At 62.8% G+C, this 18,471-nt stretch carries 15 protein-coding genes; 7 read left to right on the top strand and 8 right to left on the bottom strand.

Features of this window, described 5'->3' with window-relative positions; all coding sequences use genetic code 11:
- Window positions 1-108 precede the first annotated feature (108 nt).
- From Mame_RS21915 to Mame_RS21900, 4 genes are read right to left on the bottom strand one after another with little or no spacing between them, the layout of a single operon-like run.
- A complete protein-coding gene (locus Mame_RS21915; RefSeq protein WP_033411010.1) occupies window positions 109-1,044 on the bottom strand; it encodes a sugar ABC transporter substrate-binding protein in 936 nt (311 codons plus the stop codon).
- The gene (locus tag Mame_RS21910) at window positions 1,041-2,024 is read right to left on the bottom strand and encodes an ABC transporter permease (RefSeq protein WP_018067011.1); all 984 of its coding nucleotides are present in this window, start codon (window positions 2,022-2,024) and stop codon (window positions 1,041-1,043) included. Before Mame_RS21910 ends, Mame_RS21915 begins: the two co-directional genes overlap by 4 nt.
- Window positions 2,024-3,016: an ABC transporter permease gene (locus Mame_RS21905; RefSeq protein ID WP_018067010.1), complete on the bottom strand. Its 993-nt coding sequence runs from the start codon at window positions 3,014-3,016 to the stop codon at window positions 2,024-2,026. The genes Mame_RS21910 and Mame_RS21905 overlap by 1 nt, the downstream gene beginning before the upstream one ends.
- Entirely contained in the window at window positions 3,013-4,512 is a 1,500-nt protein-coding gene (locus tag Mame_RS21900) for a sugar ABC transporter ATP-binding protein (RefSeq protein ID WP_018067009.1), read from the bottom strand. The genes Mame_RS21905 and Mame_RS21900 overlap by 4 nt, the downstream gene beginning before the upstream one ends.
- 339 nt (window positions 4,513-4,851) lie before the next feature.
- On the opposite strand from Mame_RS21900, the gene Mame_RS21895 reads away from it, so the two are divergent.
- From Mame_RS21895 to Mame_RS21885, 3 genes are all read left to right on the top strand, one after another.
- Window positions 4,852-5,526 (top strand): GntR family transcriptional regulator, encoded by a 675-nt coding sequence (locus Mame_RS21895; RefSeq protein WP_018067008.1) that lies wholly within the window; start codon window positions 4,852-4,854, stop codon window positions 5,524-5,526.
- Between the two features lie 26 nt (window positions 5,527-5,552).
- Window positions 5,553-5,882, top strand: coding sequence for an L-rhamnose mutarotase (locus tag Mame_RS21890; RefSeq protein ID WP_026173862.1), 330 nt, complete (start codon window positions 5,553-5,555; stop codon window positions 5,880-5,882).
- A 280-nt stretch (window positions 5,883-6,162) separates the two neighbouring features.
- Window positions 6,163-7,674 (top strand): UxaA family hydrolase, encoded by a 1,512-nt coding sequence (locus Mame_RS21885; RefSeq protein WP_018067006.1) that lies wholly within the window; start codon window positions 6,163-6,165, stop codon window positions 7,672-7,674.
- A gap of 17 nt (window positions 7,675-7,691) precedes the next feature.
- On the opposite strand, the gene Mame_RS21880 is transcribed toward Mame_RS21885, so the two are convergent.
- On the bottom strand, window positions 7,692-8,657 hold the full coding sequence (locus Mame_RS21880) for an aldo/keto reductase (RefSeq protein ID WP_079921019.1): 966 nt from the start codon (window positions 8,655-8,657) through the stop codon (window positions 7,692-7,694).
- A gap of 228 nt (window positions 8,658-8,885) precedes the next feature.
- On the opposite strand from Mame_RS21880, the gene Mame_RS21875 reads away from it, so the two are divergent.
- Window positions 8,886-9,632, top strand: coding sequence for an SDR family NAD(P)-dependent oxidoreductase (locus tag Mame_RS21875; protein WP_018067004.1), 747 nt, complete (start codon window positions 8,886-8,888; stop codon window positions 9,630-9,632).
- 17 nt (window positions 9,633-9,649) lie between these two features.
- Window positions 9,650-10,489 carry a fumarylacetoacetate hydrolase family protein gene (locus tag Mame_RS21870; protein ID WP_018067003.1) on the top strand — a complete coding sequence of 280 codons (840 nt, stop codon included), beginning with the start codon at window positions 9,650-9,652 and terminating at the stop codon, window positions 10,487-10,489.
- Between the two features lie 41 nt (window positions 10,490-10,530).
- Here Mame_RS21870 and Mame_RS21865 read toward each other — a convergent pair whose 3' ends face one another.
- Together Mame_RS21865 and Mame_RS21860 are read right to left on the bottom strand one after the other, a co-directional pair.
- A complete protein-coding gene (locus Mame_RS21865; protein ID WP_018067002.1) occupies window positions 10,531-10,794 on the bottom strand; it encodes a phosphopantetheine-binding protein in 264 nt (87 codons plus the stop codon).
- Between the two features lie 92 nt (window positions 10,795-10,886).
- On the bottom strand, window positions 10,887-12,401 hold the full coding sequence (locus tag Mame_RS21860; protein WP_018067001.1) for an FAD/NAD(P)-binding protein: 1,515 nt from the start codon (window positions 12,399-12,401) through the stop codon (window positions 10,887-10,889).
- A gap of 129 nt (window positions 12,402-12,530) precedes the next feature.
- Here Mame_RS21860 and Mame_RS21855 point away from each other — a divergent pair, with 129 nt between their 5' ends.
- Window positions 12,531-16,565: a non-ribosomal peptide synthetase gene (locus Mame_RS21855; RefSeq protein ID WP_018067000.1), complete on the top strand. Its 4,035-nt coding sequence runs from the start codon at window positions 12,531-12,533 to the stop codon at window positions 16,563-16,565.
- Between the two features lie 53 nt (window positions 16,566-16,618).
- On the opposite strand, the gene Mame_RS21850 is transcribed toward Mame_RS21855, so the two are convergent.
- The gene (locus Mame_RS21850) at window positions 16,619-17,389 is read right to left on the bottom strand and encodes a 4'-phosphopantetheinyl transferase family protein (protein ID WP_079921017.1); all 771 of its coding nucleotides are present in this window, start codon (window positions 17,387-17,389) and stop codon (window positions 16,619-16,621) included.
- A 74-nt stretch (window positions 17,390-17,463) separates the two neighbouring features.
- On the opposite strand from Mame_RS21850, the gene Mame_RS21845 reads away from it, so the two are divergent.
- Complete coding sequence (locus tag Mame_RS21845; protein WP_018066998.1) at window positions 17,464-18,285, top strand: ACP S-malonyltransferase; 822 nt, start codon at window positions 17,464-17,466, stop codon at window positions 18,283-18,285.
- Window positions 18,286-18,471 lie beyond the last annotated feature (186 nt).

Genomic DNA, 18,471 nt, shown 5'->3' with positions numbered 1-18,471 from the left:
CTTGCCCTCCTGCGGAGTTGCGCAATCGATCGTCAGGCCTCCCAATCGCATGGGCGCCGCCCCATCAAGGGGAAGCCGGCCCGGCATGCACCGGGCCGGCGGTCATTATCAGAACGCCGGTTCGACGGATTCGACATTGTCGATCGTGACCACGGTCAGCGGAATGGGCAGGCGATCCGCGACATCCTCGCCATTGAGGATCTTGCCGACGGTCTCGGCCGCCAGACGGCCATCTTCGGCCGGCGACTGGACGATCGTTGCGTACATGTCGCCGCTGCGGATCGATTCGAAGGCATCCTTCTGGCCGTTGATGCCGACGATCGGTGGCATGTCCTCAGAAGGCTTCGCTTCCTTCCATGCATCGATGAAGCCGCGGGCCATGGTGTCGTCATTGGCATAGACGCCCTGGATCTTGTCGCCGAAACGGGTGATCAGGTCGCGGCTCATCACCAGCGCCTTCTGCTGGTCGAAGTCGGCATTCACAGTATCGAGAACCTCGATATTGGAGCCGATCTCCGCAAGGCGATCCGTGAAGCCGCCGACGCGACCAATCGTCGTGCCGTTGCCGGCCTGGCCGGCGATCACGACGACGGAGCCCTCTCCGCCCAGCGCCTCGTTGAGCGCATCGGCAGCCATTTCACCTTCCTCGTAAACGTCGGGACCGGTGAAGGACTTGAGGAACGGCTTTGCATCGTCGCTCATCGGCGAATTGATGATGATTGCCGGGATCTTGGCCTGCTGCGCGCGGGCGAGTCCCGGAATATAGGCCTGCGGATCGAGCGGCCACAGAATGATGGCATCGACGCCGCGGGCCACGCAGGTGTTCAGCTGCTCCGTGCCCTTCTGGACGTCAAAGTCCTGGCTCAGGCTCAGGATTTCCAACCCCTGTTCCTTGGCGCTTGCGAGCAGCGCCTCGTTTGCCGGCGTTGCATAAGCGTGCGAATCCGCAGCGTTTACATAACAGACGGTCTTGGCGTGCGCGAAGCCGGCCGAGGCCATCATGCCCGCAACGGCCAAACCCAAAATCGTTTTCTTCCCAGTCATGCGTTTCCTCCTTCAGTGATAAACTTGCCTTCGATAACCGGCGCAGCGGGGCGCCTTATGCTCACGGTACGGTCCAGCACGACCAGCAGGATCAGGATGCAACCTGAAACGACCTGCTGGATGTAGGCGGGCACCGACTGGAATTCCATTGCGATCGTCAGCGCGCCGATGGTCAGCACCCCGCCAAGCGTGCCGAGCGCCGACCCCTTGCCGCCCTCGAGCCTCGTGCCGCCAACGACGACCGCCGCGATCACCACGACAATGAGTTCCGACCCGAACACCGGAGAGCCGGTATTGGTCACCAGGCTCTGCAGCACGCCCGCGACCCCGGCCATGGCGCCGGCGAAGACGAAACTCATGAAGATGATGCGTCCGGAAGCGATGCCGCTCTCCTTCGCCGCCACCGCATTGGAGCCGACCGCAAAGACGTTGCGCCCGGGAATGGTGCGGGTCAGCCAGAAATGGAGCACCAGAATGGCGAGCAGGAACAATGCGCTGCGGATGGTGAAGATGTCGAAATAGAGCTGCGACATCTTCAGCGAGAACATGATGTCGATGCCGCTGACCGGCTGGCTGTCGGTGAGCCAGTGGGCGACAGAGCGGAAGATCAGCATCGTCGCCAGCGTCAGAACCAGTGCGTTGACCTTCAGCCCGACCACCAGGAGCCCATTGATCGCGCCGCAGAGCATGCCGACCACGATCCCCACCACTGCGGCGGGCAGAATGCCCAGTTGCGGCTGCAGCATGACCGAGACGATGCCGGACAAGGCGAACACGGACCCGGCCGAAAGGTCGATCTGGCCGGCGATCAGCAGCACCGTCAGCCCGATCGCGATCAGACCGATGGTCGCGGCGCGGTCGAAGCCGAGGCTGAGCGTCGTTAGGTTGAGAAACCCCGGAACGACCAGCGCGGACACCAGAAGCGTCAGGCCGAGAATGATTGCGACCCGGTATTGAAGGGCCAGTGCGAGCATGCGCATCAGACGCCTCCTCTTCTGCGCAGGGCGGCATCCATGCCGACGGCGCCTGCGATCAGAATGCCGAGAACAAAGCCCTGAACCGGCGTGCGCACGCCCTCGAGCACCATGACATTGGTCAGCAATTGCACGAAGACGAGGCCGGCAATCGCGCGCGGAACCGAACCGAATCCGCCCATGATCGAAACCCCGCCGACCACGACGGCCGTGATCGCGCTGAACTCATAGCCAGTGCCCACCAGAGGCCGCGCGCTTTGCAGCGTCAAGCCGAGAAGTCCTCCGCTGATGCCTGCAGCGATGCCGGTGATGACGAAGGCTCCGGCCTTGACCGCGCGCACGGGAACCGCGCTTGCCCTGGCGGCCGAGTAATTCCCGCCGGTTGCTGTGGTCCAGCGCCCCCAATAGGAACGGGACAGGATGAGATGGCCAATCACGGCAATGACGGCGAAGATGATGACCACGACCGGTATGCCGAACAAGCGACCCTTCACCAGTTCGGCTGAAGCCGGATTGGTCCCATAGACGATGACGCCGCCAACCGCCGCCTGGACGATGCCAAGACCCACTGTGCCGACCCCGAGCGTCGCTATGATGGGATTGATGCCGGCATAGCCGACCAACGCTCCGTTGAGAGAGCCGATGACGCCCGCAAGCGCGATCGCCACGACGAAGGCCGGAACCGGCCCGATCATTGGCTGCAGCCCGAGCGAAAGAATCGCCCCGCAGGCAATCGTCGCCGGTACCGAAAGATCGGCAAGCCCACCGACGACGAGCACAAATGTCATGCCGACCACGACAATGCCGACGATCGACATCGATGTCAGGACATTGACGAAGTTGCCCGTGGAAAAGAATGCGGGGCTAGCGAACGAGCCGTAGAGGATCACTGCCAGAATTGCGAACAGCAGCCCGGCACGCGAGGCAATCTCGACAAGCCAGTGGGCGCGTGTAAATCGTTCTGTCTTTTTCATGCTGCCGGCGGTCAGATCGCTCATGCCGCCTCCTCGTCCGTCGCCAGTGTCATGATCCGTTCCTCGCTCAGCTCTTCTCTGAGGAGCGGCGCCGATGCGCGCCCGCCCCGCATGACCACGACGCGGTCGCACACGCCCATGACTTCAGGGAGTTCGGAGGAGATCATCACTACCGCCATGCCCTCTCCGACAAGCCTGCCGATGATGTTATGAATTTCCGCCTTGGCGCCGACATCGACGCCGCGCGTCGGCTCGTCCAGAATCAGCACGCTGGGCTTTGCCGCCAGCCATTTCGCGATAACCGCCTTTTGCTGATTGCCGCCGGAAAGCAGGTTGATGCGCCGTTCCCCGTCAGGTGGTGAGATGGCGAACTGCCTCACATACTCGCTGGCCAGCGCGCGGTCCGCGCTGCGGCTGATGCGCCCGATCCGGCTGAGCTTCCTCAACACCGGAAGGCTGATGTTTTCCCGAATGCACATTTCGGGAATGATGCCGTCGCCCTTGCGGTCTTCCGGCACATAGGCAATGCCGGCGCGCACCGCATCGGCCGGCGTCTCGATCGAAAGCGGCCGGCCGTTCAGCGTCACCGTGCCCTCGACAAGGCGAGAGAGACCGAAGATCGCTTGAGCCAGCTCGGTCCGCCCGGCACCGACAAGCCCCGTTAGACCAAGAATTTCACCGGCCCGCACCTCGAAGCTGACATCGTGGAAATGGGTGCCGTCGCCGATATTTTCGACGCGGAGAACCGGAGCGCCGATGGTCGCCGGGCTTTTCGGAAACACATTGCCGACTTCTCGTCCGACCATCAGGCGGATCATTTCGCTGGCGGTGATACCAGAGATCGGTCGCGTCTCGATCATGGCGCCGTCGCGCAGAACAGTCACCTCGTCGGCGATCTGCAGGACTTCCTTGACGCGGTGGCTGATATAGACGATCGCGATGCCGTCATCGCGCATCTTTCGCAGGATCCTGAACAGCGCCGCCGTTTCGTGTTCGCTCAGACTGGACGTCGGTTCGTCCAGAACGATGATGCGCGGGTTGGCGGCATAGGCCTTGGCGATTTCGACAAGCTGCTGCTGGCTGATCGACAGATCGCCCAGGCGGTCGCGCGGGTTCACGATGGCGCCAAGTTCGGCCAGGATCGCCTGTGTGCGGGAGACCAGTTCGCTGCGGCGCAGATAGCCCCAGCGCCCGGGCATGCGCCCAAGAAACACGTTTTCCGCCACGCTGAGATCCGGCACCAGATTGATTTCCTGATGGACCATGCGGATACCGAGCGCCTGCGCATCGGCCGGACGGCGCATCCGCACCTCCTTGTCGGCGACGCGGATCGTGCCGCTGGTGGGCGCGTAGGATCCGTTCAGGACCTTCATCAGCGTGGACTTGCCCGCGCCGTTCTCGCCGACGACCGCGTGCACAGTACCGAATTTGACCCTGAAATTGACATTGGAGAGCGCCTTGACGCCAGGAAACGTCTTGGTGATGCCCCTCATGTCCAGCGCGAAATGAGCTTCGGTCATATCGGCCTGCTTCCTCCTCTGGAAAGGGACATCGCCTCCAAACAATGCCCACCCTCACGTTATGTTAGTATAATAGCTTATTCAAGCGCGATCTCTCTCACCCGAATCCCGGTCTCGCCCTAAAGGGATGGCGGTCAAGCAATTACGAGAAGCTATTTCCGCAGTCTATTACACTAATATAATAGGACTGACAAGCATCCTTGGAAGACATTCTGCCGAAAAGCCGAGGCCGCGCCGAGACCGGGGTTCGACAGTCCAGATAATATTTGACATGCCGGTAAGCGTTTGACATGCTAATATAATAATGGCCGTAGGCGCGCCGCAAACTGGAACGAACCTATGGAATTCGATCCCTCGACATTGAACCGATCCCTGCCTTTGAGGGACCAGATATATCAGATGATCCGCACCATGATCGTGGGCGGAAAGCTGAAGCCGGGCGAGCCGATCAACGAGATCGCGATTGCCGAAGCACTCGGCGTATCGCGCACACCGGTGCGCGAAGCCGTGAAGCGCATCAGCGATGAAGGGATGGTGAAGATCCTCGCCCAGACCGGCACCTATGTCGCGCCGATCAGTCGCAAGGACCTGGAAGAGGCCTATGTGATCCGCCGCGCGCTCGAGATGGAAAGCGCGCGCCACGCCGCAGCCAATTTCACGCCCGCCACCGCCGAACTGCTGGAAGACAATATCGCCGCCCACCGGCTGGCGATTTCCCGCGGCCGATATGCCAACGCTATCCAGCTCGACGATGTTTTTCACCGCACCATTGCCGAAATTAGCGGTTTCCCGTCGATCTGGCGCGCGGTGGATATTTCCAAGGCCCAGATGGACCGCGGCCGCTATCTGGCGATCCCGAGACCGGGCTATGGCGCCCAGACGATCGAGCAGCACGAGGCCATTCTGGAGGCGCTCTCCCGTAGCGATGCGGAGGGCGCGGCGCGCGCCATGGAGAGCCACCTCAATACATCGCTCCTCAATACGCTGGAAGTCGCGGGCGATCTTACCGACTGATTCCTGCAGCGAAGAGGAGCGACCGTATGCAAAGAATGGCTCACTGCATCGGCGTGAAACCCGAGGCGATCGCGGAATACAAGCGCGTCCACGCCGCCGTCTGGCCGGAAATTCTCGACTTGCTCGGCAAGGCCAATATCCGCAACTATTCGATCTTCCTGCGCGAGCCCGAGAACCTTCTGTTCGCCTACTGGGAATATCATGGCAACGACTTCGCCGCCGATGCGGCCCGAATGGCCGGATCGCCCGCCATGAAGAAATGGTGGGAACTGTGCGGCCCGATGCAGGCGCCGCTTGCTACCCGCGCCTCCGGCGAGTGGTGGGCGTCCCTGGAAGAAGTCTTTCACCTCCCCTGAACCGGTACGCAGGCTTTCGGCGGTGCAGTCAGGCTGAATCGCCCCCCTCCGCTAAAGGCGCAAAAACAAACAGATAGATAACCTCCACATCAGCGGAGAATGCTCCGGCGCGCCATTCCGCCCACCGCGCCAGCGGACTCCGCATCCGCTCCTCTCCGTTGTATCTCGGCGTGATTTGCTGATGCGACAAGGCTCGCACTTGCTTAGGATGCCATTGTTATATTAGTATACAAATTCGATTTTACCGGATGACGAATCCGCGGTCTTTCAGAGTTGGCAAATGACACGTTTCATAAAACTATCCGACACAGACAATATCCTGCTGGTCGTGGACCCGCTCAAGAAGGGAGAGGAGGCCCATGCCGTTACGGCGCTGGCCAATATTCCCCGCGGCCACAAGATGGCCATACGCAAGATCGGCAAGGACGAGCCGATCGTGAAATACGGTCAGACCATCGGCTTTGCACGCGAGGATATCGTCCCCGGCGCCTGGGTTCACGAGCACAATGTCTACCTCCATTCCTTCGAGCGCAGTTATGAATTCGGCACCAATACGCATCCCACACGCTTTGTCGATGACAGCGCCCGCGCGACCTTCGAGGGATTTCGGAGGGCCAACGGCAGGGTTGGAACCCGCAATTACATCGCGACGCTGACTTCGGTGAACTGCTCGGCGAGCGTCGCCCGTTTCATAGCCGATGAAATCAACCGGTCCGGCGTGCTCGATGAGTATCCCAATGTCGACGGCGTGATCTCGCTCGTCCACGGCACGGGCTGTGGCATCGATGTGAAGGGGCCGGCCTACGACGTGCTCAAGCGCACCCAATGGGGCTTTGCAACCAACCCGAATGTCGGCGGCGTGCTGATGGTGGGACTGGGTTGCGAGGCGTTCCAGATTCCGCGCTGGATGAAATCCTACGATATCACGGAGAGCGAGACCTTCCGCACCATGACCATCCAGGAAACCGGGGGCACGCGCAAAACCGTCGATGCCGGCGTCAAGGCGATCATCGACATGCTGCCGACCGTCAATGCCGCGCGGCGGACCACCCAACCGGTTTCCGAACTCGTTCTGGCGCTGCAATGCGGCGGCTCGGATGGCTATTCCGGCATCAGCGCAAATCCGGCACTGGGCGCGGCGGTCGATATGCTGGTTGCCCATGGCGGCACGGCCGTTCTGTCGGAAACGCCCGAAATTTACGGTGCGGAACACCTTCTGACGCGGCGCGCGGAAAACCGCGAGGTCGGGGAAAAGCTGATTGAGCGGATCCGCTGGTGGGAAGACTACACAGCCCGCCACGATATGGAAATGAACAACAATCCCTCGCCAGGAAACAAGCTCGGCGGCCTGACGACGATCCTCGAGAAATCGCTCGGCGCCGCGGCCAAGGGCGGCAGCACCAATCTTCGCGCTGTTCTCGAATATGCCGAGCCGATCCGCGAGCGCGGGCTGGTGTTCATGGATACCCCCGGATACGATCCGGTTTCGGCGACCGGCCAGGTGGCCGGCGGCGCCAATGTGCTCTGCTTTACCACCGGCCGGGGCTCCGCCTTCGGCTGCAAGCCGACGCCGTCGATCAAGCTCGCCTCCAACTCCTTCATCTACGAACAGATGAACGACGATATGGACGTCAATTGCGGCGATGTGCTGGAAGGCGTCTCGCTCGCCGCCAAGGGCGAGGAGATCTTCAACGAGATTCTCAGAGTGGCCTCAGGCGGCAGGACGAAATCGGAAACGCTCGGTTATGGCGACAATGAATTCGTGCCCTGGAGCCTGGGCGCCACCATGTAGGGGCGCCTCAGCCGCCCCTACCCTGCCAATCCGCGCGCCGCGAGCGTCTGCCACAGCTCCTCCGGCAATGTCATCTCGAACCAGTCGACATTCTGCTTCACCCTGTCGGGGTGCTTGGCGCCGATCAGCACCGAGGTGACGGCTTCGTGGCGGAACGGATACTGAATGGCCGCGGCGGCAAGCGGCACGTCGAACTCGCCGCACACCGCCCGCAACTCGCCGACCTTTCTGACGATCGCCTCGGGCGCATCCTGATAATCGAATTTGAGATTGCCGCCGGCTGCCGAGGCGAGAATGCCCGAGTTGAATACGCCGCCGATGACGATTGCCATATTCTCGCGGGCGGCGCGTTCGAGCAGAGCATCGGCGCTCTGGTCGAGCAGGGTATGGCGACCTGCAAGCAGGGTGCAATCCAGCTCCGCCTCATCCATGGCCGCCATCACGACCTCGGCCTCGTTGACGCCGAGACCGAAGCCCTTGATGATGCCGGCGTCACGCAGATCGGACAATGCACGGAAGCCGCCGCCCTTGGTCAATGCGTTCCAGTGATGCTCCGCAAGCTCGGCATGGGTCAGCTTGCCGATATCGTGCACGTAAAGGATATCAACGTCCGCTCGCCCCATGCGCTGGAGGCTGTCGTCGAAACTGCGCATCAGGCCGTCATAGGAATAGTCGAACACTTCCCGAAGGGGCAGCCCATTCCGCCAGCCCGGATCGAGGGGGTTCTTGTCGGCCTCGGGCGGCAGTTCCCGGCCAGGGCGGTCCCGCGCCATCAGGCGCCCAACCTTGGTGCTGACGATGCTCGAGCGCGCGCCGACTTGCTCGCGCAGGAAATAGCCGAGCATATGTTCCGCCCGGCCGAGCCCGTACATCGGAGCGGCATCGAAATAACGAATGCCGCAGTCCCAGGCGGCCTGCAGCGTCGCAAGACATGTCGGCGCATCCACCGGGGCGAACAGCCCGCCGAGCGAGGCGCACCCCATGCCGAGCCTGGTCACGTTAAGATCCGTCCGTCTCACCTTCCGTTCGTCAGTCGCCTTCAAAGCCGCCTCCCTTGCGAAATTCGCCCGGTGAAACCAGGCCTTGCCCAAACTGTTACACTAATATAATTAGACTATTCAAGGGATATATCAGCGTATCCGCCATGCAGGAAAATGCCGGGACATGGCGTCTCGAGGCGGTCGCGCACACAATGAGGAGGAAGCGAACCTATGAACAAGATCGACCTTGAAGGCGAACACGCCGTCGTTACCGGAGGCGCCCAGGGACTGGGCTTCGCCATGGCCCGACGCATCGTCGCATCCGGTGCGACGGTCACCCTGTGGGATATCGATAAAGACAGGCTGGAACAGGCTCGCGCCGAAATAGGCGAGGCGGCAACCGTCCAGATCGCGGACATTTCGGACTGGTCATCGGTGGAAGCCGCTGCTGCCGCCACTGAGAAGGCAAGCGGCAAGATATCGATCCTCGTCAATTCCGCAGGCATCGCGGGCGCCGCCGCACCTCTCGACAATTATGACATCGAGATGTGGAAGAAAGTCATCGACATCAATGTCAACGGCACCTTCTACGTCAACCGCGCGGTGGTACCGGGCATGAAGGCACGCAATTACGGGCGGATCGTCAATATCGCCTCCGTCGCTGGCAAGGAAGGCAACCCCAACGCTGCCGCCTATTCCGCCTCGAAAGCCGCGGTAATGGGGATGACGAAGTCGCTCGGCAAGGAGCTTGCGCAATACGATATTGCGGTCAACTGCATCACGCCGGCGACGGCACAGACCCGCATTCTCGAACAGCTCACCGAAGAGCACATCGAATATATGCGCTCGCGCATCCCCCGTGGCCGCCTATTGGAGGTCGACGAGGCCGCAGCGATGGTCGCATGGCTGGTTTCGCGCGAAAACAGCTTCACCACTGCCGCCGCCTTCGATCTTTCCGGCGGTCGAACCACCTACTGATTTGCGGAGATACTCTATTGAAACTGCTGCGTTATGGACCCGCTGGCGAGGAACGCCCCGGGCTGCTCGACAAGGACGGCAACATTCGCGACCTTTCGGGGATCGTCGATGACATTGCCGGCAAATGGCTTGAAGACCTTTCATGGACGAAAGACCTCGATCCCGAGGCGCTGCCCATGGCGGAGGCAGCATCACGCCTCGGCCCCTGTGTTTCGGGCACCGGCAAATTCATCTGTATCGGGCTGAATTTCGCCGACCACGCCGCCGAATCCGGCATGGAGGTACCACCGGAGCCGGTGATCTTCATGAAGGCCACATCGGCGATCGTCGGGCCCAATGATGACATCGTCATCCCGCGCAACTCCACCGCGACGGATTGGGAGGTCGAACTCGGCGTCGTCATCGGCAAGTGCGCCAAGCACGTCTCCCGCGATGAGGCGCTCGAACACGTTGCCGGCTACTGCGTGATCAACGACGTCTCCGAGCGCGACTTCCAGACCCGGCGGTCCGGTCAGTGGACCAAGGGCAAGTCCTGCGACACGTTCGGCCCTGTCGGTCCCTGGCTGGTCACGCGCGACGAGATTGCCGACCCGCAGAACCTGAAGATGTGGCTGAAGGTCAATGGCGAGACGATGCAGGATGGCTCGTCGGCCACGATGGTCTACGGCGTCGCCCATGTGGTGAGCTATCTGTCCGACTTCATGACGCTGCACCCGGGCGACATCATTTCGACCGGCACTCCGCCCGGCGTGGGTCAGGGACTGAAGCCGCCGCGCTATCTGAAAGCCGGCGACACGGTCGAACTCGGCATCGAGGGCCTCGGCGGCCAGCGCCAGCAGGTACGCGCCGACACCTGATAAAGGCCGCCAGTTACTGAGGCCCGGCTGCTGCCGGGCCGCTACGGCCGCGCGGCGCCGTCCTGGCGCCCCGCAAGCGCCTCGGCCATTTCGGCAAAGGACAGCGTGAATATCTCCTCAAGCGACGGGCGCAGCCCGCATTCGACCTCGACCTTGCGGGCAAAGACCGTCGCGAGCAGGGAGTCGCCCCCAAGCGCCAGAAAATGGTCTTCGGCGGCAGGCGTTTCGGCCCGCAGAAGTACGCCGGCGATGTCGCGTATCCGCGCCTGAAGGCCGGCTTCGTCGATCACCGTTGGTTCGCTCATCATAGTCTCCCTTTCTTGAATCTAAAACAAAATCCAGCCTTGGCTCACCCGTCCGAGAACAACCGGAGCGCGTCCTTTCCGGACTTCTGATATTAACAGGCGTCATCTTGCCGGACGGGCTGGATGGCGCGGTCTTTCCGCGAGACCGCCGGAGCGCGCTCGGTCCAGATGCTGTGCCTGTATTCGTCTGCGCTCAGGATAGGCTCGACCGGCGTCAACGCCCGCTTCACGTGCATTTCGGCGTCGGCCGTGTAAAGATCAGCGCCGATCGCCGTCACCAATTGCGGTATCCCATGCCGGAACCCGCTGATCTCCGCGGGATTGCGGCCGTTACTCAGCATCGCCGCCGCGTTGAAGAGGTGAATGTCCTCGACGCGCCGGTCCGGCCCTTTCGCCGTCAGGCCAAATCCCGGTGTGAGATAAGGATACCGCGCGAGCTCCTCGTTCCGTTCCTCCTTGGGCGGCTGATAGCGATCCCCCCACAAGGCAATCCCGTCAGAAACGCTGGCGAGTTCCGGTCGCGCGGCGAGATCAACGCCATAGCCCGTGCCCGCGATGACATAGTCGAATGCGAGGTCCCCGATCACGATCGAACGACCGTCAAACACCGGCAGGGCATCGCGAGCGCCCAGATGAAGATGAAAGTTCTGAAACTGCGTGGCGCGGCGCACCGTTTCTGGTACCGGGCCTTGGGCACGGCAGCAGAGCGCATTCATGATGTGCCACCGGTGTCGGTCAAGCAGGCGCGGAAAGTGCTCGACCGATCCTGGATAATAGAGAACCCGCATGCGCGAATAGCGCTCCAGATCATCCTGCCGGCAGAACATGTGCACCGATTGGACGCCGGTCTCAAGCGCAACCGCAGCGGCGTCGAAGGCCGAAGAGGCGGCGCCAAAAACGGCCAGCCTGCGCCCCTTCAGGGCCGTGAAATCGACCATGGTATCGGCATGGGCATACCGTTCGGGCGGAAGCTCATTTTTGATCCAGTCGGGAATGCGGGCGCAACCGCCGCCCAGAAAGCCGGTGGCGAGAACCACTTTCCGACACGTCTCGATGCGTTCTTCGCCTTCAACCGACAAGGCGAGACGCAGGCCGTTTTCGCTGCTTTCGACCCTATCAAGCCGCGTTTGATAACGCACCGTCACGCCGGCGATGATCCTGAACCAGTCGAGATACTGCGCCCATACCAGCCGCGGTATGGATTGCAGCGCATCATAGGCCTCATCGCCGGTGCGGGCGGCGTACCAGGCACGGAAGCTCATTTCAGGCACATCCAGTTCCGGCCCGGGGAGCTGCTTGGGAGAGCGGAGAGATTTCATGCGTGCCGTCGTGCGCCAAATCCCCTCCTCGCCGCTGCGCGCGGCGTCGATGACGCTCACGCGTGTGATCCCCGCCCGCTTGAGCGCAAGGGCGATCGCCACGCCCGATTGGCCGCCCCCGACGATGACGACGTCGTGATCGATGTCTTTCCGGGGTACGACCCAGTCATCCGGAAAACCGCCCCGAAGCGCCAGCGCCGTCCGCACCGCCGCATCATGGGCCTCCGCACCCTGTCGCGAGGAAGCCGGCCCGGCATTCCAACCGTCATTGCCGATATCGTCGTTCATCCGCCTATCCTCCCGTTGAACGGCAAACTCGCATAAACTTGAAAGCCAAATTACACTAGTATATTAATACAAGGAAAGTCTAGACTCCGATCCGGCAAGCCAGGGCGGAGGCACAAATGGGGAGGACGCATGGGCCAGCGCGAAAACATGAGGGAACGGGTCGATGCGCAGTTTCTGCTTGAGGGCATTCAGCAGGCCTACTGGGTCGGGCAATCCGGCTCGCTCGAACTAAGCGTACCAGCGCGCTATTGCGGCGAAGCAGACCTGCCCGGCGACGACCCACAGACCCTCGAAACTGCGCTCAACGCCCTGATCAGGCGCCATGAAATGCTGCGCGCGGTCATCTGCGACAATGGCGAACAGCGCATCCTGGCGAGCGTACCCTTCTATCGGCCCGAATGCATCGATCTGCGCGGCCTTGGCGCCCAACAGGCCGAAGCGCGCCGCAGCGAACTTCGCGCGGCGATGCAGGCGCGCGATCTGCCGCCGGACCGCTGGCCGCAATTCGATATCCGCGCCACCCGCGACGACGCCGGCCTGCGCCTGCATATTTCATTCGCGCTGTGGATGATGGACGGGTGGAGCTTTCACATCCTGCTGCAGGAACTGACCGCGCTGATCCGTGAACCCGAGACGGACCTGCCGGAGATCGCGCTGCGCTTTCCCGCCTATGTCGAAGATCAGCGCGAACGACGCGCCGGCGCGCGCCGGGAACGCGCATGGTCCTACTGGCATCAGCGCCTTCAAACCTTCCCCGGCCCGCCCGCTTTGCCACTGAGCCCTCGGCTTCAGCCGGGTGCACGGCCGACATTCCGCCATATCGCCCGCACCCTTCCGAAGGCTAAGTGGCAAAAGCTGATGCGCATCTGCGCGGCCCGGCGGCTTACGCCAAGCCTGCTCGCCTGCGCGGCCTATTCCGAAGTGCTTGCGCGCGCCTCGGGAAGCGAGGATTTCGCGATCACCCTGCTGCATTCCGGCCGGTTCCAGTATCTTCCCGATGCCGAGCGCACGATCGGCAATTTCGGCACGACGATCCTGCTTGAAGTGGATCGGTCCGCCGACACGGGCTTCGGCGGCCGGGCGCGGGCGCTCCAGTCGCAATTCCTGCGCGATGTCGAACATATGGAAGTCAGCGGCCTCGACATAACCCGGGCGCTGCAGCAGCGATCCGGCGCGGGGGCAACCATCGGCGTTCCCGTCACGTTCACGGCTGTCAGCGCCCCCCGCCCTTCCGCAACCGAACCGGCACCCGCCGCAATCCGCCACCAGGTGTCGCGCCTGCAGGTGCCGCAGGTCCATCTGGACCATCAGCTCCATTTCGGTCCCGACGGTTCAGCGATCTTCAATTGGGACTATGCGGCGGAAATCTTCCCCACCGGCTTTGTCGAAAAACTAAGCGAAGCCCATCTCGCACTGATGACGGCTCTTGCTGAAGATGAGGCGCTCTGGGACCAGGACGATCCCCTGGCCAGGACCCGCCCCGACCCCGCGCCGGCGGCACCACCCGCCCTGGAGCCACAACGTCTGGAAGCGATGTTCGAGCATCAGGCCGTTTCCCATCCCGAGAGGACCGCAATCATCTCGTCGACAGGCAGCATCAGCTACGCGAGGTTACGCGGCCGCGCGCTGGCGGTCGCCCGTGCACTGAGTGACAGTCGAACCGCGCCGGGGACGCTTGTTGCCGTGGTGCTCGACAAGGGGTGGGAACAGGTCGCGGCCGTGCTGGGCATTCTTTATGCCGGCGCCGCCTATGTGCCGGTCGATCCCGACCTGCCCGATGAAAGGCGCGCGCTTCTCATGAAGAGTAGCGGCGCCCGGATCGCCCTCACCCGCAAGGAACTGGAGGCCCGCCTGTCCTGGCCGGAGGCCCTTCAGACAATCCCTGTCGACGGGCTCGATGAGCCTGCCGAAGCAGCCCCGGTCCAAACAACGACGGCCTGCAAGACGACGGACCTCGCCTATGTCATCTTCACATCCGGCTCCACCGGCATACCGAAGGGCGTCATGATCGACCATCGCGGCGCCTGGAACACGATCGTCGATCTCAACGATCGCTTCGCACTGAAGGCAAGCGACCGGGTGCTGGCCCTCTCCTCGCTCAGCTTCGATCTTTCCGTTTACGACATCTTCGGCACGCTTGCGGCCGGGGCGACGATCGTCATGCCCGATCGGGACGGCACCCGCGACCCGGCGCACTGGCAAAAGCTCGTGCGCGACCACGCCGTGACGATCTGGAATTCCGTTCCCGCCCTGATGCAGCTGGCCGCCGAGGACGCCCGCGAACCGGTCCTTTCCTCGTTGCGGCTCGTCATGCTGAGCGGCGACTGGATTCCGCTTTCACTGCCCCCGCAGATCCGGATCGCCGCGCCCGCCGCGGACATCTGCAGCCTTGGCGGGGCGACGGAAGCATCCATCTGGTCGGTGCTCTACCCGATCGAAGACATGGACCCGGAATGGCGGTCGATCCCCTATGGCCATGCCATGGACCACCAGTCGATTCATGTGCTGGACAAGGAGCTGCGGCTCTGCCCACCCTGGGTTTCCGGCGATCTCTACATAGGCGGCATCGGCGTGGCGCTCGGCTACTGGCAGGATCCGGAAAAAACCGCAGCGAATTTTATTATCCATCCAAGAACCGGGGAACGCCTCTACCGCACCGGCGACATGGGCCGCTATCTCGCCGATGGCGAAATCGAGTTTCTCGGCAGGACGGATTTCCAGGTCAAGATCCAGGGCTATCGCGTGGAATGCGCAGAGGTCGAGGCCGCCCTGCTTGCCATGCCGGAGGTTGCAGGCGCGATCGTCTCGGCTGCCAGCGACAGTACCGGAACCCGCCACCTCGTGGCCTATATCGTGGCCCGCAGCGCAACGCCCGACATCAAAGCCCTGAGGGAAAGACTGCGCGCGACCTTGCCGGCCTATATGGTCCCCGCATTTTTTATGATCCTCGACAGGCTGCCGCTGAGCGACAACGGCAAGGTCATTCGAACCGCCCTGCCCGCGCCCGATTTCGCCGCGACCGTCCGCAACACGCGCCCATACGCGGCCCCGCACGCGGGGCTCGAGACCGAAATTGCCGCCCTGTGGCAGGACCTGCTGGCGATTGCCGGACCGATCGGCAGGGACGACAATTTCTTCGCGCTCGGCGGCTCCTCGTTTGCCGGGATGCGCCTGATGGCGCGGCTGGAAAAGCGGTGCGGCACGACCGTTTCGTTCGCGATGCTCATGAGCCACCCGACCATTGCATCGCTCGCCGACGCGATCGCGAACGGCGACGGCGCCACCGCGGACGACGCGCTGATCGTTCCGATCCGCAAGGGGAATGATGCTATCGCGCCGCTGTTCTGCATCCACCCGATCGGCGGCAATGTGATGTGCTATGCCCTGCTGGCGCAATCTCTGACGGACGAGCGAGCGATCTACGGCGTGCGTGCACCAGGGCTCACTTCCAGAGAAGAAACGCCGCTCTCCTCGATCGCTGCCATGGCCGAACGCTATCTCGATGAGATCAGAGAGATCCGGCCCGATGGTCGCTTTCATCTGGCCGGCTGGTCGCTCGGCGGACTGGTCGTGCAGGAGATGGCGCGCCGCCTCGACGGGTCGCCCGGCCTTTTGGCCATGATCGACAGCGTCGTCCCGGACACTGCGCCAGTCTGCGATCGGAAGCGCTTTCTCCATTTCGCCGCCGATATCGAGGCGATCGCCGGTCTGAGCCCGCACCGGTGGAACGAAAGCGAGATCGCCTTTCCGCTCAGCGACCGTATCGCTGTTCTATCGGACCGGCTGGAGGAGGCCGGGGTCGCCTCCGAGGCAGCCCGGCTCGAGACCGTCTACCGCGTCTTCGAGGCCGGGAGCACAGCCCTGGAGCGCCACCGCCCGTCGCATTCCAGCGCTCCCGCCCTGCTGTTTGCCGCTCGCCTTCAAAAGGGCTTCGACCGCGTCTGTCGGGAATGGCGCGAACTGATGCCGCAAATGGAAATCGTCGGCCTCGACGGCGATCACTATTCGATCATGCGCCAACCCTGCATCGAAGCGATCGCGCGCCGCATTGCACAGGTTATGGAGCAAAAGGATAAGGCGGATGCCATGGAGGCGGCCGGCAACCGGCGCGACCGCTCGCCCGGTCCAATCGCTGCCGCGACGCCGTCCGCGGGAAACCGCTGATGCGCGCAGGACGGCGGCTACTCCCTGCCGGAGCGGGATCCGAGAGCGATCCCTCAAGGCAAGGTGGCCTCGAACACGCGCAGCCTCAGCGCCGCATCCGGCACTGCCGCGGCCACGGCCACTATGTGTCCGGCGCCGGGAGCGATCATCCGAAAGCTCCAGCGTGCCGCAGCATCGTCAACGACGCCGGCAAAGGCGACCGAAGGCAGCATCGCGGACAGATCGAACCTTATGTCGGCCATCGGCCGCGACAGGCCGACGCCGCGGGCCTTCAGATAGGCTTCCTTGAGGGTCCAGAATCGATAGAACCGCTCTTGTCGCTCGGCCCCCCTCAGGGCCGACAGCTGTGCCAGTTCCGCAGGTGCGAGCACGGTTTCGCCGAGTTCCTCGATCGCCGCATGGCGGTCGCAACGTTCGACGTCGACGCCGATTTCGCCAAATCCCGCAATGGCGCAGACCGCCATGCCCTCGGTATGCGAAAGATTGAAATAGAGCCCGCTTGGCCCGCAGCGCTCATCGACAAAGGGCCGCCCATAGCGGTTCACGCGAAAGCGCCACTCGTGCGGAGACAGGCCGCCGTAGCGGGAAAGGCAGGTGCGCACCAGCGCCCGGCCGGCGAGAAACTGCTGGCGCGCCGGCTCGGATATGAAGGCGGCGTGACGGACACGCTCCCCAGAATCGAGAAGGCTGAGTGCCGCCACTTGCCTCTCAGGGCCGAATTGGCCGAGGTCCATCCACCAGACATCAACGGTATCCGCTGCAGGCCCCGTGCCGGAAGCCGCTGGCAGCAGGCGGCCCGCGTCCCTCTCTACGGGGTCGGACATAACAATTCCATCCAAGAAAGAGCCAATCCATGCTCGTATTCATGTTTCCAGGACAAGGATCACAATTTCCCGGCATGGGCAAGGAACTGTTCGACACCAGCCGGATGTTCGGCCCGCTCGAAAGCCGGATAGACCGGATCGCCGGTTTCAGCGTCCGGGAAACCTGCCTCAATGGCGATGAGGAAACCCTGCGACGGACCGACATCACCCAGCCGTGCCTCTATATCGTCAACGCTCTCACCTGCGAACAGCTTCTGGCGACGGGAAAGCGACCGAGCCGGTTCATTGGCCACAGTCTCGGCGAATACAATGCGCTGCAGGCCGCCGGCGCATTCGACCTCCTCACCGGGCTCTCCATGGTGACGCACCGCGGCCAGTTGATGGCGCGCCAGCGCGAGGGCGGCATGGCCGCCGTGATCGGCCTCGATGAAGCGACGGTTACGCAATGCCTCGCGGCCATCGCGGACGTGGATATCGCGAATGTGAACGCGCCCGATCAACTGGTGATCTCCGGTTCGCTCAAGGCCATCGACGCTGCGGAAGCGGAAATGATGAAGGCGGGCGCGCGCGCCTTCATTCCCCTTTCCGTGGGAGCGGCCTTTCACTCTCGCTTCATGAGGCTGGCGGCGGCCGGTTTCCAAGCGTATCTCAAAACCATCGCGTTCCGGCAAGCACGCCTGCCGGTGGTAGCGAACGTGACCGCCCGAGCCTATCCCGCCACGACCGATCCGGGACCTTCGGTCCGCAGCCTTCTGGTGGATCAGTTGTCGTCCAGAGTGCTGTGGGCGCCGGGCATCGCCCACCTGAAGGCGGAGGGTGCCAAGGAATTCATCGAGGCTGGACCCGGCGATGTCCTGACGCGACTGGTCGCCAGAATTCCACCGGCCAGCGATTGAGGACGCAGCCGGGGTTCAGCGACATTGAGCCACTCCCCGATTGCGGGGCAGGATCTGGCGTAGATCAAGCTACCCTCCGCGCCTGGCGATCGGGTTAAGTTTCGGCTTCTTCGGATTAGTTCCGAACTGGCGCGGCATGAATAGCCCCACGAATTACAGACGCCTTCGTGCCTAAAAACGAGATAA

It is taken from the genome of Martelella mediterranea DSM 17316 (assembly GCF_002043005.1).
Classification (GTDB): Bacteria; Pseudomonadota; Alphaproteobacteria; order Rhizobiales; family Rhizobiaceae; genus Martelella; species Martelella mediterranea.
The sequence above is the reverse complement of the archived record's forward strand: the minus strand, read 5'-3'. Positions and strand labels throughout refer to the sequence as shown.